This window comes from Pseudodonghicola xiamenensis DSM 18339, from assembly GCF_000429365.1.
In the GTDB taxonomy this organism is placed as follows: Bacteria; Pseudomonadota; Alphaproteobacteria; order Rhodobacterales; family Rhodobacteraceae; genus Pseudodonghicola; species Pseudodonghicola xiamenensis.
Genome location: NZ_AUBS01000016.1, coordinates 1 through 13082 on the forward strand (window position 1 = coordinate 1; position 13082 = coordinate 13082).

Genomic DNA, 13082 nt, shown 5'->3' on the forward strand with positions numbered 1-13082 from the left:
AGGGTGGAATAATCGGGAACGGGCCAGTCCAGCCCGGCCAGGTGCAAAAGGCTGGCGACCATCCCCGCCGTCTGTCTCAGCGGCAACTTGAACAGCACCTTGACCGACAGGCAGAACTGGATCGCCGCATTCGAAAAGATCGGCGGGCGCCCAGGCCGTCCCCCACCCGGCGCGAGCCAGGTCATGTCCTTGTCCAGCCAGATCAGCACAGACCCGCGCTTCCTGAGCGCTGAGTTGTAGCTGGACCAGTTCGTGGTGCGATAGCGGGCGGCTGTGGGCTTGCTCATCCGAACCATCTAACGCCATGGATTCACGATGTGAATCCTTCCTAGCCAGAGTTCTGCAACAATGCCGACCCTATGAAGAAAATGGTCAGATCAGGATTGTCATCATGATTTCCGATCACCCGGTTGTTATTTCCCTTGTCAACGATCTTGACCATGCACTCACGCCTCCGCAAAACTTATCTCCTTATCATTCTCTCGATTATTTTTTTCAAGAGGCCTGAGATGCCAATTTCAAGGCGCCGAAAAACATAAATAGTTTTATATATCCAATTGAGTTTCCCGAAATTCATCAAAAATGAATATCTGTATATTCTTGGGAATTTCATTTTATTTCAATGACTTGAGTTCTGGCTTGATCGTTGACTTGATGAATTGATCGCACATCTTCAGAAGGAACCAGTCAATTTCTGTCTAAAGGGGGATCTGGTGCATAATTCGCCCGCAAGCCCCCAAATCTCGGGCCCATTCCCGTTCCCGCTGCGAGGCAGGCCATCTGCGCCAAATGCCCCAGGAAAATACCTCGACAGGCTCCCTGAATTTTATGCCCGGCAGGCTGAGGAAGTCGAATATAACCTGGCATGTTTTCACACTCGATCCGGCGCAGCCCCCGCATCTGTCGCCCGGTGATCGGCATGGAAAATTGCGCGTGTCCTGCGACATGCCGTTTGCGGAGAAATGACACTTGCAGTGGAACCGGGGATATCCGACCGCCCCGATTTTCCGCCGCAAGTGCCGATGATATCGGCTTTTCCTCTATCTTTCCGATATCCCGGGACCGGCAACCCGCCCATCCAGGTGGAAAACGAAACGCGGGGGAAAACTCGGTCGGCGCTGAAATCCAAATCGCAGGTAGAAGCCCTGGGCCGCAAGGTTGTCGGGGTCGGTGCCCACGGTCAGGTAATCGCAGCTCAGCCCCGACGCGAAAGTCAGGCAAGCCTCGACCAGTGCCTGCCCCACCCCCTGCCCGCGCATGTGTTTCTCGGTGAACAGGTGATGCAGCTCCATCCCACGGCGACCGAACTGAAATTGGGCGGTGCCAAAGAGCACGGCATAGCCGATCGGTTTCGCCTGCCGTTCAGCCACCAGCAGATGCAGCCAGCGCGGGTGGCAAAATACATCGCGGACGATATGTTCTGTCGTTAACCCGCAGGCATCCTGGTGATGCCGGGCCAACCGCCTGGCCATGCGCAGGATATCGGCACAGTCTTGCGGTCGCGCCGCACGAATGGTGCCGAAGGATGTGGACCGGAAAAAGGGATCGGGGGGCATTCTCGGGGCTCCTCACCGCAGACGCGGGAGCCGACCTGACATGCCCCCGGCGGCGGCATGTCGTGATAAGGGGATGCCGCGCTCAGATGAGGCGGCGGGAATAGGTCACAGAGGGAAAAACGGTCTGCGTCATGGCCGCGATTCAAGCGCTGAACCCATGCTTGTGTCAACCGGCCAGTGCGGCGTTACCGGCGAAAAGCGCCGCAAGGTGCGACAGGCCGGCCCCGGATCAGGCGATGACCGTCGCCGCCAGCGGCTTGAAGGCCGCAGGTCGGCGCGCCAGCCGTTTGCGCCAATCCGCGCATTTCGCGAAATGCCGTGCCCGGCGTGGTGGCTGCGGGAAAAGCGCCCGCAACAGCAACAAATCGACCGCTCTCACCCCTTTCAACGCCTCGGGTCCGGGATAAAAGCTCTCAACCGCCAGGCCTTCGGCAAAGACGATCTCATGGCGCGGAAAGACCAGATTGATATAGCTCACTTTGCCCCGGGCCGGCCCACGCGATACTCCCGGCCGCGCCAGCAGGGCCTTGGCTGCGACCAGGCACTGGTTCTGCGCCCCGGCATGAAGCAGGCGATGCTGCGGCGAACAGCGCAGCTCCCGCACCGGCAAGCCACTGCCCAGGCAGCCCTGTGGCAACACAACCGGCGCCAGCCTCTCGTCGCCATCGCGCAGCTCAGCCGTGCGGCGGACCAGCATCGCCAGAGGCTGCGGTCCGTGGTCCAGCGTCATCACCAGGTCCCCCGGGCGCACGCTTTCGATCGGGCGCCATCCATCGACGGTCTCGATACGGGTGCCGGGCAGGAAACAGGGCATCGTCGCGTTGACCATATCCTCGAAATCGAGGTTGCCGTCATTATCGCCGAGATCCGGATCACCGTTCTCATTCTCGGCGGAATAGGTCAGATGGGTCGGCTCCTCGGGCAGATTGCCGTTCAGGTCATAAAGAAGATAGCCGCCGCTGCCGCGCAGCATGACATATTCATCCCCCCCGCCAAGACCGCCGACGATGTCATGGGCCGGCACCAAATGTTTGAATCCGGGCACGGCCGACCAGCCGGAATCGCCGGTGGAGGGATCGCCGTCGGGGTCTTTGGACGGGTCATAAACCTCCAGCCGCCACATCTGCCCGTTCTGGAATTCCGTCGCGGTCTGGTTGAGGTTCTGATACCACACCAAGCGATAGTTATCGCTGGCACTGCCAAGCGCCTCGACATCGTACAGCTCCATCGCGAACCCCGGCTGCCCGGGGTTACTGGTTTGGCCATACGAGCTGACCGAGGCCAGCATATCGCCACGCATCGGGATCGGAGCAGTGTAGGTGCCTGTCATTTTGATGTCTTCTACCTATTACGGCCCGCCACGCTGACCGTTTAGGTAGTCAGGCAAAGGTTATTGTTACAGCCTTGATATATAAAAACATCATCCGGGCATAAATATGGCGCTGCACATATCCGTCATGCGCAAGCGCGCCATCTCGGCGGAACGGCGCTCGCGCTATGCTCCGGCCAATTTCGCGGGCTCCCCCTCCTGCGCCGGTTTCACCGCGCTCGCCAGCATGGTCATTTTGGGAATCATCACGCCGACGTCGATATCGCTGAACCCGGCTTTGGCCAGCGCCTGTTTCAGCCACCCCTCATCCAAAGACCGGGCACGCGGAGTGAATGCTGTGTGCTGCAGTTGCCAAAGCGCGGCGAGCTTCGGGCCGGTGCGATCCGCGCGCACCACGAAATCGTGCAACAGAAACCGCCCGCCGGGGGCCAGATGATCAAACGCCCGGCCGACCAACCCATCGTGCGTTTCCCCCGGCACGCCGGAAAACAGATAGGACATCAGCACCGCATCCTGCGCCCCCGGCCAGGCGGTTTCCAGCGCATTGCCCTCGACGTAGGCGATCCGATCCGACAGCCCGGCCCTGGCGACATAGTTCCGCCCCAGCGCCGCGACATTGGGAAAATCGACGATGGTGGCGGTGAGATCGGGGAAAGCCTGGCATAGGGTGATGGCAAAGGCCCCGGTGCCGCCGCCAACGTCCAGCAGCGTCTTCGCCCCCGACAGGTCGATCTGGCGCGCCAACTGACGCGCCGGTCCCAGAGATCCCGAATGCTGGCTGGCGGAATAGAGCCGCGCCTCCTCCGGATCGGAAAACCACTCGGCATAGGAGGCCGTCGCTTCCTCGGGAAGATTGTCCTGCAGGGCATCGTCGATCTGGTCCAAGAGCCCATACATCTGCTGGCCCACCTGTAGCCGCAGATAATCGCCGAAGTCGTATTTCGCCCCCTTGACCAGGAAGCTGTCGGCGGCGGGCGAATTGGCGAAGCGCCCGTCGCCCTGCACCTGAACCAGTCCGAGCCCCGCCAGCGCGGTCATCAGGGTTTCGGTGCGCGCCTCGTCCAAAGGACAGTTTTCGGCCAGTTCGGCGCAGCTTTGCGGCCCGTCGGCGAGATGGGTGAAAACCCCCGCACCCAGTGCCGCAAACAGCGCCTTCGACCCCATGAACCCGAAGGCGATTTCGGAAATCTGGTCGGCTTCAGTCAATACGGTCATCGGCTCCCCCTGTTTCTGAGACAGGAGAAACCTAGAGGTATCGCACGAAGGTTGCCAATAACGACGCGAAAATGTCGCTTTTTGACGTGTCGAGATCGAGAAAACGATCAGGAAACAGTCAGGAGAACAGCTCTCGTGCCAGTTCCAGCGCCTCGATCAGCCGGTCGATTTCCTCTCGGGTGTTATACATCCCGAACGAGGCGCGGCAGGTGGCACTGACGCCCAGATGCTGCATCAGCGGACCGGCGCAATGGTGCCCGGCACGCACCGCCACCCCCTTCTTGTCGAGAATCGTCGAAATATCGTGCGGATGCGCCGGCCCCTCCATCGTCAGGGAGAAGATCGCCGCCTTGCCCGGCGCCTGCCCCTGCACGTTCAACCAGTTCAGCTTGGCGAACTGCGCCTGGGCGTAATCACGAAGCCCCGCCTCATGCGCGGCGATATTCTCCACGCCGACGCCCATCATGTACTCCAACGCCACCCCCAGGCCGATGGTCTGGACGATGCCCGGGGTGCCGGCCTCGAACTTCAACGGCGGGTCGGCATAGATCACCTGATCCTTGGTCACCTCACGGATCATGTCGCCGCCGCCCAGGAAGGGGCGCATCTCGGCCATCCGATCGGCCTTGACATAGATCGCACCGGACCCCGAGGGGCCATAGAGCTTGTGGCCAGTGATGGCATAGAAATCGCAACCGATATCCTGCACGTCGACCGGCATGTGGACCGCGCCCTGGCTGCCATCGACCAGCACCGGTACGCCCTTGGCATGGGCCCCTGCGGTGATCGCCTTCACATCCACCACGGTGCCCAGCACGTTGGAACAATGGGTCACCGCCACCAGTTTCGTCCTGGGCCCGATGGCGTCGATCACCGCCTGTGGGTCAAGCGACCCGTCGGGCGCGGTATCCACCCATTTCAGCACCACGCCTTGCCGTTCGCGCAGGAAATGCCAGGGCACGATATTGGCGTGGTGCTCCATCACGCTCAGCACGATTTCGTCGCCAGGCTGCAACCGCGGTGCCGCCCAGGCGTAGGAGACCATGTTGATCCCCTCGGTGGTGCCGGAGTTGAAGATGATCTCATCCTCATGGCCTGCATTCAAGAACCGGGCGACGATGCCGCGCACGGCCTCGTATTTCTCGGTTGCGAGATTCGACAGGAAATGCAGCCCGCGGTGCACGTTGGCATATTCCATAGAATAGGCCTGGGTGATCGCGTCGATCACCACCTGCGGCTTTTGTGCCGAAGCGCCGTTGTCCAGATAGGTCAGCGGCTTGCCGTTCACCTCGCGCGCGAGGATCGGGAAATCGGCACGGATTTTCTGCACATCATACATTGAAAGAGCCTCCCGGCTGTGTCCCCCCGACGATCGCGAGGAGAAGGATCATCAGGACCGTCATGATCACGATCGACAGAATCATCGTTCCTGCCGCCCGGCCCAGAGAATTGAAGTGGAACACCTGATTGAGGAAATGCACGGTGATGAAGAGGCCGATGAACATGGCGGCAAAGACCGCCACCACCCCCAGCGCCGGCGACAGCGTGCCCAGGATCAGCACGATCACCTGAACCCCCATGCGCAGTACCTGCAGCCACAGGACCGCGACCAGCAGATCCTCGACCCGGCCCTGCCCGCCCAGCATGCGACCGGCCAGATAAAAGCACAGGATCGTCAGCACCAGACTGGCAGCCATGATCCCGAGATAGAAGAAGGGTGAGCCGAAAGCCCCGAAGATCGCCGCCCCCGAGAGCAGGCCTGACAGGCTGTAGATCAGTGTATTCAGGACCGCGGTCAGCGCCAGCCCGGTCCAGAGCAGATCACGCCGCAGGTTCAATGCCATCAGCTGCCGCGCCGCCATGGCCGGATCGGTCAGCGACAGGGTCACAAGATCGCGCCAGTAATTTCCGTTCACACCGGTGTCCTTTCCGCCCGCCACAAGCCTGCCAGCCAGAACCACAAAAAGATCGCCAACCAGATCAGCCCCACCGCGTCGCGCCCGGGTCCCGGGCCGATCAGCCCCGAGACAAGCCCGTGCAACAGCATCAGCGGCGACGAGGCCAACAGCGCCCAGAACAGCGCCAGCCGCGCCCCATACCAGCCGCCGTGCCCGCCGAAAAGCCGCGCGACGACATGGCTGAACGCAGCGAGGACATAGAACAGCAAGGGCGCAATGATCACCCAGGCCAGCAGGCTGCCGCCCAGGGTCGGGTTCAGTTCCTGGCTCGCAAGATGCGCCTCGCGCGCAAGGCGGGGCAATTGCGCCACGAAGACCAGCACACAACCCGCCATCAGGATGGCCAGCGCGCGGTCTTCACGTTGGCCTGCGGTCAGCAGCCGAGCCACCACGCGCCCCGGCCCCCGGTAAGAGGCCAGGATATCGGTGGTCACCGCCATCAGCCGTGCCGCAGCAGCCAGCCGCGCAGACGTTCAAGCAGATCGTCCGACAGACGCGGATCCTCGATCTCGTCCAGCGCCTCTGCCAGGAAGGCCAGCGTCAGCAGGCTGACCGCCTCGCGTTCGGGCACCCCGCGCGAGCGCAGATAGAACAGCCCCTCTTCGTCGATCGCGCCAGAGGTGGAGCCATGCGAACAGGCCACGTCGTCGGCATAGATCTCAAGTTCAGGCTTGGCCAGGAATTGGCTATCGTCGTCCAGCAGCAGCGATTGACTGATCTGATAGCCATCGGTCTTCTGTGCGCCGGGCTTGACCAGGATCTTGCCCTGGAACACGCCGACCGCGCCGTTCTTCAGCACTTTCTTGAACACCTGCCGGCTTTCACAGCCGACCGCGTCATGGGTGATGAAAACGGTGTCGTCGTGATGGAAATCGCCGTCTCCGACACAGGCGCCGGCGACATGGGCCACCGCATCGTCGCCGGTGAATTCGACCACTTGTTCGTTGCGGGTCATCACACCGTTCACCGTGAGGGTGAAGGATTTATAGACCGATTCAGCGCCAAGACGGGCGAACATATGGGTCACCGTCCGGCGTTCGTGATCGCGGCCCTGGGCGCGCACATGATGCAACTTGCCACCGTCGGCGATGTCGATTTCGGTGCACTTGTTGAACCGGGCCGCCGCCGGGCCGTTTTCCAGCAACGTCAGCTCAGCACCGGCATCGACGCGGATCAGGTGATGCAACAGCGCGTCAGAGGTTTCCAAGCGGTGCTTGTAGACGATGCTGATCGGTCGCGCCGGGGTGCCGGTGACATGGATCGCCAGACCGTCCGTGGCGAATGCGCTGTTCAGCGCCGCCAAGGGACGGGCCACTGGGGTCTGACCGTTCGTTTCAAGAACGCCGTACAAGTCCTTGGCCCAATGGATGTCCTTGTCGCAGACATCGGCGAGCCGCTCGATCGTGACCCCCTCCATCGCCAGTTCGTCAGAGGCCTCCGGATCGAAAATACCATCGACGAAGACGATCTTCAGCCGCTCCACCGCATCGAACATCGGGCCCTCGTCATTGACGAAGGCCGGCGCCGGCACCGGATCGGGTTGGATCAGCGTATCGGGGCGGGTGAATTTCCAGTATTCGTCACGCCGCTGCGGCAGGCCCATCTGCCTCAGGCGGGACAGTGCCGCCTTGCGTGCCGGCGCCAGACAGCCGTCCTCAGGCAGGCTCAGCCCGGCGATCCGCACCTCGAGCGCTTCAAGCGCCTTGGGATCGGGAAGCGCAGCCATCACTGCACCTCGCTCAGGATGTCGGCATAGCCGTTGGTCTCGACCTCCAGCGCCAGCTCGGGGCCACCGGTCTTGATGATGCGACCATTCGCCATGATATGCACGACATCGGGTTTGATGTGATCCAGAAGACGTTGGTAATGCGTGATAACCACGAAACCGCGCTTGCCATCGCGCAGCGCGTTCACGCCCTCGGACACCAGCTTCATCGCATCCACGTCCAGCCCGCTATCGGTTTCGTCCAGAATGCACATCTTGGGTTCCAGCATGGCCATCTGCAGGATCTCGTTGCGCTTCTTCTCGCCGCCCGAAAAGCCGACGTTGACCGGACGCTTCAGCATATCGGCGTCGATCTTCAGCGCCTTGGCGCGCTCGCGCACGATCTTGAGGAAGTCGGAGGCGCTCAGTTCCTCTTCGCCACGGGCCTTGCGCTGCGCGTTCACAGCGGTGCGCAGAAAGGTCATATTGCCGACGCCGGGGATTTCGACCGGATATTGGAAGGCCAGGAACAGACCGGCGGCGGCGCGTTCCTCGGGTTCCAGCTCCAGCAGGTCCTCACCGTCGAGGGTGGCCGAGCCATCAGTGACCTCATAGCCGCCACGGCCTGACAGAACATAGCTGAGCGTCGACTTCCCCGAGCCGTTCGGCCCCATGATGGCATGCACCGTCCCCGGTTCGACCGTCAGGTCGACCCCTTTCAGGATTTCCTTGCCTTCTTCTTCAAGTCGCGCATGCAGGTTTTTGATTTCCAGCATTTTTTCCTCTTTCTTGTCTCACGGCCACGGGTCTTGCCCGGGCGATGTTCCTATCTCTTTCCCGGCGTCAGGGCCGGGTCATGTATTTGATGACCTGCAACAGCCGGTCGGGCGGAATGGCCATCGGGGCCACTTCGAACGCGGCCATCCGGCCGATGATCATCGGAGTGCCCAGAAACTCCTCAACCCGCGCAAACCAGCTCCGCTTGGTGTAATCGTCGAACAGCAGCGTCACCGGGCGCAGGATCGAAAAGGCCGTTGCCAAGGCGCAGCCGATGCGAAAACGTCCATCGACAAGCACCACATCCGGATGACGAAAATCCTTTTTCCGCCAGATCTTGAGGGGGTAGTTCGGGAACTTGCGCCAATCGCTATCGTCCTTCGGGTGGCCCCAATCCTCGGTCTTGCCGACATCGCTCCAGTGGATATCGACGCTCGAGCCTTCGGCTGGCGGGTTGGTGATGAACCACTCCTTCATCATCCGCGCCCATTTCCGATCGCTTTCGACCGAAGTGACATGTTTGCCCGGCATTTCCGCCGCCAGAACCGTCGAGCCGCCGGAACCGTATTCCAGGATGACCCCGGCCTGCGCATAGGCCGCGCGCAAGGCCTCGGCCTCAGGCACCGGCAAGGTCAGGACCGGACGGTCGATTTGGCGGGCGGCTTGGGTCATGCCCGTTCGATCACCACCGCAGTGCCGGAGGCGCTGACCATCAGCATGTTGTTGATGACCTCATAATCCAGATCGACCCCCACGACCGCGGAGCCCCCAAGCGCTGCCGCTCGCCCCTCCATTTCGGCCAATGCGGTGGCCCGGGCTCGGCCCAGCTCCTTTTCATAGGCGCCGGAGCGGCCGCCGACGATATCAGTGATGCCGGCAAAGAAATCACGGACCACATTGGCCCCCAGGATGGCCTCGCCGACGACGATCCCCTTGTATTCGCTGATCCGGTGCCCGTCGATACCGGGGGTAGTGGTAACGATCATCCTGATATCCTTTCATCATGAAAAATCAGCCGCTTGGGCTTACTTTTTCATCCACTCCGGCAAACAATCCAGAAACCCATCGGCCACCTCCGGCCCGATCACACCGCGCTCTTCCAGTCGGTCGAGACAGTGGATCGTCAGATCGAAACTGTCGAAGACCGCCCCTGAGGCGATGGCAAGCTGTTTCCACTGCTCGTCACTCCAGTCATCGGGGGTTTCGGGGTTGCGGATATAGACCGCGTCCCCATCGATCAACTGACTGCGGACAGATTTTCCCTTCAGCCGCCCGGCCTTGGAATTCTCGATCATTGCGGCTTTCGAAAACATCAGCTTGTGCAACACGAAGCCTTGCTGATGCAATTCGACGTCCAGCTTGCCCCACAGCGGCTCTCCTTCGTAGATGCGGTAGAACCGCACCTCGGGCACCACGCAGACCGCCTGAGACAGCTTCTCTCGCCCGTGGCGGATCACATCAAGCTCGGCCCCCTGCACGTCGATCTTCAGCATGTCGGGCGGCGGCAGATCGTCGAGATCGTCAAGCGCCACCACCTCCACCGGGATCGGGGTGATATCGTCACGATACCATCCCCGGTGCCCCAGAAAGGCCACCGACTCCCGCTGAATGGGATAAAGCGACCCCAGTCCGCTTTGCGGATGGGGATAGAAGTTGGCGGCGCCGGGGGTGCCTACGGCCTTATTGATGTAATGGGTCCCCGGACGCTGATCCGCGCCGAGTGCCGCAAAGGCCTCATCGTCGGGCTCAAAGCCCCAGACCTCGCATCCGCCGAGATCCAGCAACGGATCGTAATCCGGAACATTGATCGGATTGGCGCCGACATCAAGAATGTGCAGCGGCCGCGCCGGCATCAGCCGGTCACGCAGATAGGCCACCCGTTCGGACAGCAGCCGGCGCCCTGCCCGTGACTGCGCATCCATCTGTTCGGCGCCGCCCGTCATCATCCCACCGAGCCCTCAAGGCTGATCGCGACCAGTTGCTGCGCTTCCATGGCGAATTCCATAGGCAGCGCCTGCAGCACGTCCTTGCAGAAACCGTTGACCACCAGCGCCACGGATTCCTCCTCGTCCATCCCGCGCGAGCGGCAATAGAACAGCTGATCCTCATCCACCTTCGAGGTGGTCGCCTCGTGTTCGACCCGCGACGAGTTGTTCTTGACCTCGATATAGGGCACCGTATGGGCGCCGCATTTGTCGCCGATCAGCAGGCTGTCGCATTGGGTATAGTTGCGGCTGTTCTTGGCCTTCGGGTGAATCGAGACCAACCCGCGATAGGTGTTCTGCGCCTTGCCCGCCGAAATCCCCTTGGACACGATGCGCGACTTGGTGCGCTTGCCCAGGTGGATCATCTTGGTGCCGGTATCGGCCTGCTGGTAATTGTTGGCGATGGCGATGGAATAGAATTCGCCCTGGGTATCGTCGCCGCGCAGAATGCAGGAGGGGTATTTCCAGGTCACGGCCGAGCCGGTCTCGACCTGGGTCCACATCACCTTGGCCCGGTCACCACGGCAATCGGCACGTTTGGTCACGAAGTTATAGATGCCGCCCTTGCCGTTCTCGTCGCCCGGATACCAGTTCTGGACGGTCGAATACTTCACCTCGGCGTCTTCTTCGATGATGATCTCCACCACCGCGGCGTGCAGCTGCGCCTTGTCGCGCTTGGGCGCGGTACAGCCTTCCAGATAGGAGACGTAAGACCCCTTGTCGGCGATGATCAGCGTGCGTTCGAACTGGCCGGTGTTCTCCGCGTTGATCCGGAAATAGGTCGACAGTTCCATCGGGCAGCGCACGCCCGGCGGCACGTAGACAAAGGACCCATCCGAGAAGACGGCAGAGTTCAGCGTGGCATAGAAGTTGTCCGATACCGGCACGACGGAGCCCAGGTATTTCTTCACCAGCTCCGGGTGTTCACGGATTGCCTCGGAGATCGAACAGAAGATGACACCGGCCTTCTTCAGCTCGGTCTGGAAGGTGGTGCCGACCGAAACCGAGTCAAACACCGCATCCACCGCGACCTTACGGCCTTCGGTCGGCATCTCCTCGGCGCCTTCCACCCCAGCCAGGATCATCTGTTCCTTCAAGGGGATGCCCAGCTTGGCATAGGTGGCCAGAAGCTTGGGGTCGACCTCGTCCAGCGACTTGGGCTTGACCTCCATGCTCTTGGGGCGGGCGTAGTAATATTGATCCTGAAAGTCGATCTCGGGGTAATCGACCATCGCCCAGGCCGGTTCCTTCATCTGCTGCCAGCGGGCATAGGCCTTGAGCCGCCAGTCGGTCATCCACTCCGGCTCTTCGTTCTTGGCCGAGATCAGGCGAACGATATCCTCGGTCAGACCCTTAGGGGCGTAATCGGTCTCGATCTCGGTTTCCCAGCCATATTTATAGGTACCGCCAACCTCGCGCACCGCGTCGACCGTCTCCTGATCGACACCTTCCTTGACCTCGGTATGATCTATCGCGACCATCTGTTTCACTCCTGACCTCACGCCGCGCGGGCGCGATGTTTTCTTTCCTTGTCACACCACGCTTCGGCGAAGCGCAGCACATCCTCTTCCGTCGTCGCCGGGCCGATGGAAACGCGGATTGCACCGCTGGCCGTGGCCGCATCGTATCCCATCGCACCGAGCGTATCACTGGGGCGCGCCTTGCCGCTGGAACAGGCGCTGCCCGCGCTGATCGCGAAGCCGGCCAAATCCATCTGCATCACCTGCGTTTCACCCTTCCATCCCGGAGTGGCAAAGCACGAGGTATTGGGCAGACGCGCCGCCGCTTTTCCGACGAAAATAGTCTGTGGGGCGGCGCCCGCAATAGATGACTCTAGAATATCCCTAAGTTTTTCGACCCGCTCCCAGACGCCATCGGCCAAATCGCGCGCCGCCGCCTCGGCTGCGGCGGCGAAACCGGCGATCCCGACGATGTTCTCGGTGCCGGAGCGGCGACCCATCTCCTGACCGCCACCGCGGATCTGCGCCGCCAGATCGGTGCCCCGCCGGATCACCAGCGCGCCGATTCCCTTGGGCCCGCCCAGCTTGTGGGCCGAGAGCATCGCCATGGTGACCCCCAGCCAGTTGAAGGCCACCGGGATCTTGCCGAAGGCCTGGGTCGCATCGGTGACCGCCAGCCCATCGGGCAGGGTCTGCAGCACGCCGGTTTCCGAATTGGCCATCTGCAGTACGCTCTGCCCTGGATGGGTCACGGTGACATGGCCCAGGGCATCGACGGCAAGATCATCGGTGATCCAGGCGCGCACTGCGTCATGTTCCACCTTCGCCCCGTGCAGCCCGCGCCCGGCACAGGCCAGGGAGGCCGCCTCAGTCGCGCCGGAGGTAAAGATCACATCGGCCCCATCGGCGCCGAAGGCTGTGGCGATCTGGCCGCGCGCGCGTTCGATCAATGCCTTGGCGGCGCGTCCCTCGGCATGGACGCTGGAGGGATTGCCGATCACATCCATCGCCGCACTCATCGCCGCTTTCGCCTCGGGCCGCAGTGGTGCGGTGGCGTTGTAATCAAGGTAAGTTCTGGCAGAGAAAGACATTTCTC

The 13082-nt window shown here is 61.7% G+C and carries 14 protein-coding genes; all 14 read right to left on the reverse strand.

Annotated features, from left to right (window positions below; all coding sequences use genetic code 11):
• Positions 1–287: transposase (locus G455_RS0113700; protein ID WP_205620474.1), on the reverse strand; the 287-nt coding region annotated here is incomplete at its 3' end.
• A gap of 753 nt (positions 288–1040) precedes the next feature.
• On the reverse strand, positions 1041–1556 hold the full coding sequence (locus tag G455_RS25635; RefSeq protein ID WP_051312494.1) for a GNAT family N-acetyltransferase: 516 nt from the start codon (positions 1554–1556) through the stop codon (positions 1041–1043).
• A 229-nt stretch (positions 1557–1785) separates the two neighbouring features.
• Positions 1786–2886 carry a Hint domain-containing protein gene (locus G455_RS25640; RefSeq protein WP_051312496.1) on the reverse strand — a complete coding sequence of 367 codons (1101 nt, stop codon included), beginning with the start codon at positions 2884–2886 and terminating at the stop codon, positions 1786–1788.
• A gap of 165 nt (positions 2887–3051) precedes the next feature.
• On the reverse strand, positions 3052–4101 hold the full coding sequence (locus G455_RS24125) for a methyltransferase (protein ID WP_051312498.1): 1050 nt from the start codon (positions 4099–4101) through the stop codon (positions 3052–3054).
• Between the two features lie 118 nt (positions 4102–4219).
• On the reverse strand, positions 4220–5440 hold the full coding sequence (locus G455_RS0113725; RefSeq protein ID WP_028094229.1) for a cysteine desulfurase: 1221 nt from the start codon (positions 5438–5440) through the stop codon (positions 4220–4222).
• Positions 5433–6017, reverse strand: a complete 585-nt coding sequence (locus G455_RS0113730) for a YIP1 family protein (RefSeq protein WP_028094230.1) — start codon at positions 6015–6017, stop codon at positions 5433–5435. Before G455_RS0113730 ends, G455_RS0113725 begins: the two co-directional genes overlap by 8 nt.
• Positions 6014–6499: a hypothetical protein gene (locus G455_RS0113735; RefSeq protein WP_028094231.1), complete on the reverse strand. Its 486-nt coding sequence runs from the start codon at positions 6497–6499 to the stop codon at positions 6014–6016. Before G455_RS0113735 ends, G455_RS0113730 begins: the two co-directional genes overlap by 4 nt.
• Positions 6499–7785 carry a SufB/SufD family protein gene (locus G455_RS0113740; protein WP_028094232.1) on the reverse strand — a complete coding sequence of 429 codons (1287 nt, stop codon included), beginning with the start codon at positions 7783–7785 and terminating at the stop codon, positions 6499–6501. The genes G455_RS0113735 and G455_RS0113740 overlap by 1 nt, the downstream gene beginning before the upstream one ends.
• Entirely contained in the window at positions 7785–8540 is a 756-nt protein-coding gene (gene sufC, locus G455_RS0113745; protein WP_028094233.1) for a Fe-S cluster assembly ATPase SufC, read from the reverse strand. Before sufC ends, G455_RS0113740 begins: the two co-directional genes overlap by 1 nt.
• 67 nt (positions 8541–8607) lie before the next feature.
• A complete protein-coding gene (locus G455_RS0113750) occupies positions 8608–9213 on the reverse strand; it encodes a hypothetical protein (RefSeq protein WP_028094234.1) in 606 nt (201 codons plus the stop codon).
• Positions 9210–9527, reverse strand: coding sequence for a heavy metal-binding domain-containing protein (locus G455_RS0113755; protein ID WP_028094235.1), 318 nt, complete (start codon positions 9525–9527; stop codon positions 9210–9212). Before G455_RS0113755 ends, G455_RS0113750 begins: the two co-directional genes overlap by 4 nt.
• A 39-nt stretch (positions 9528–9566) precedes the next feature.
• Entirely contained in the window at positions 9567–10487 is a 921-nt protein-coding gene (locus G455_RS25645; protein WP_051312500.1) for an FkbM family methyltransferase, read from the reverse strand.
• The gene (gene sufB / locus G455_RS0113765; RefSeq protein WP_028094236.1) at positions 10484–12007 is read right to left on the reverse strand and encodes a Fe-S cluster assembly protein SufB; all 1524 of its coding nucleotides are present in this window, start codon (positions 12005–12007) and stop codon (positions 10484–10486) included. Before sufB ends, G455_RS25645 begins: the two co-directional genes overlap by 4 nt.
• Before the next feature lie 17 nt (positions 12008–12024).
• Positions 12025–13077 (reverse strand): cysteine desulfurase family protein, encoded by a 1053-nt coding sequence (locus G455_RS0113770; RefSeq protein WP_035366766.1) that lies wholly within the window; start codon positions 13075–13077, stop codon positions 12025–12027.
• Positions 13078–13082: the final 5 nt, after the last annotated feature.

Excerpts from the sequence above, each read along its gene's own strand:
- G455_RS25635 (WP_051312494.1), bottom strand. The coding sequence starts at position 1,556 with ATGCCCCCCGATCCCTTTTTCCGGTCCACATCCTTCGGCACCATTCGT.
- G455_RS25640 (WP_051312496.1), bottom strand. The coding sequence starts at position 2,886 with ATGACAGGCACCTACACTGCTCCGATCCCGATGCGTGGCGATATGCTG.
- G455_RS24125 (WP_051312498.1), bottom strand. The coding sequence starts at position 4,101 with ATGACCGTATTGACTGAAGCCGACCAGATTTCCGAAATCGCCTTCGGG.
- G455_RS0113725 (WP_028094229.1), bottom strand. The coding sequence starts at position 5,440 with ATGTATGATGTGCAGAAAATCCGTGCCGATTTCCCGATCCTCGCGCGC.
- G455_RS0113735 (WP_028094231.1), bottom strand. The coding sequence starts at position 6,499 with ATGGCGGTGACCACCGATATCCTGGCCTCTTACCGGGGGCCGGGGCGC.
- G455_RS0113740 (WP_028094232.1), bottom strand. The coding sequence starts at position 7,785 with ATGGCTGCGCTTCCCGATCCCAAGGCGCTTGAAGCGCTCGAGGTGCGG.
- sufC (WP_028094233.1), bottom strand. The coding sequence starts at position 8,540 with ATGCTGGAAATCAAAAACCTGCATGCGCGACTTGAAGAAGAAGGCAAG.
- G455_RS0113750 (WP_028094234.1), bottom strand. The coding sequence starts at position 9,213 with ATGACCCAAGCCGCCCGCCAAATCGACCGTCCGGTCCTGACCTTGCCG.
- G455_RS0113755 (WP_028094235.1), bottom strand. The coding sequence starts at position 9,527 with ATGATCGTTACCACTACCCCCGGTATCGACGGGCACCGGATCAGCGAA.
- G455_RS25645 (WP_051312500.1), bottom strand. The coding sequence starts at position 10,487 with ATGATGACGGGCGGCGCCGAACAGATGGATGCGCAGTCACGGGCAGGG.
- sufB (WP_028094236.1), bottom strand. The coding sequence starts at position 12,007 with ATGGTCGCGATAGATCATACCGAGGTCAAGGAAGGTGTCGATCAGGAG.
- G455_RS0113770 (WP_035366766.1), bottom strand. The coding sequence starts at position 13,077 with ATGTCTTTCTCTGCCAGAACTTACCTTGATTACAACGCCACCGCACCA.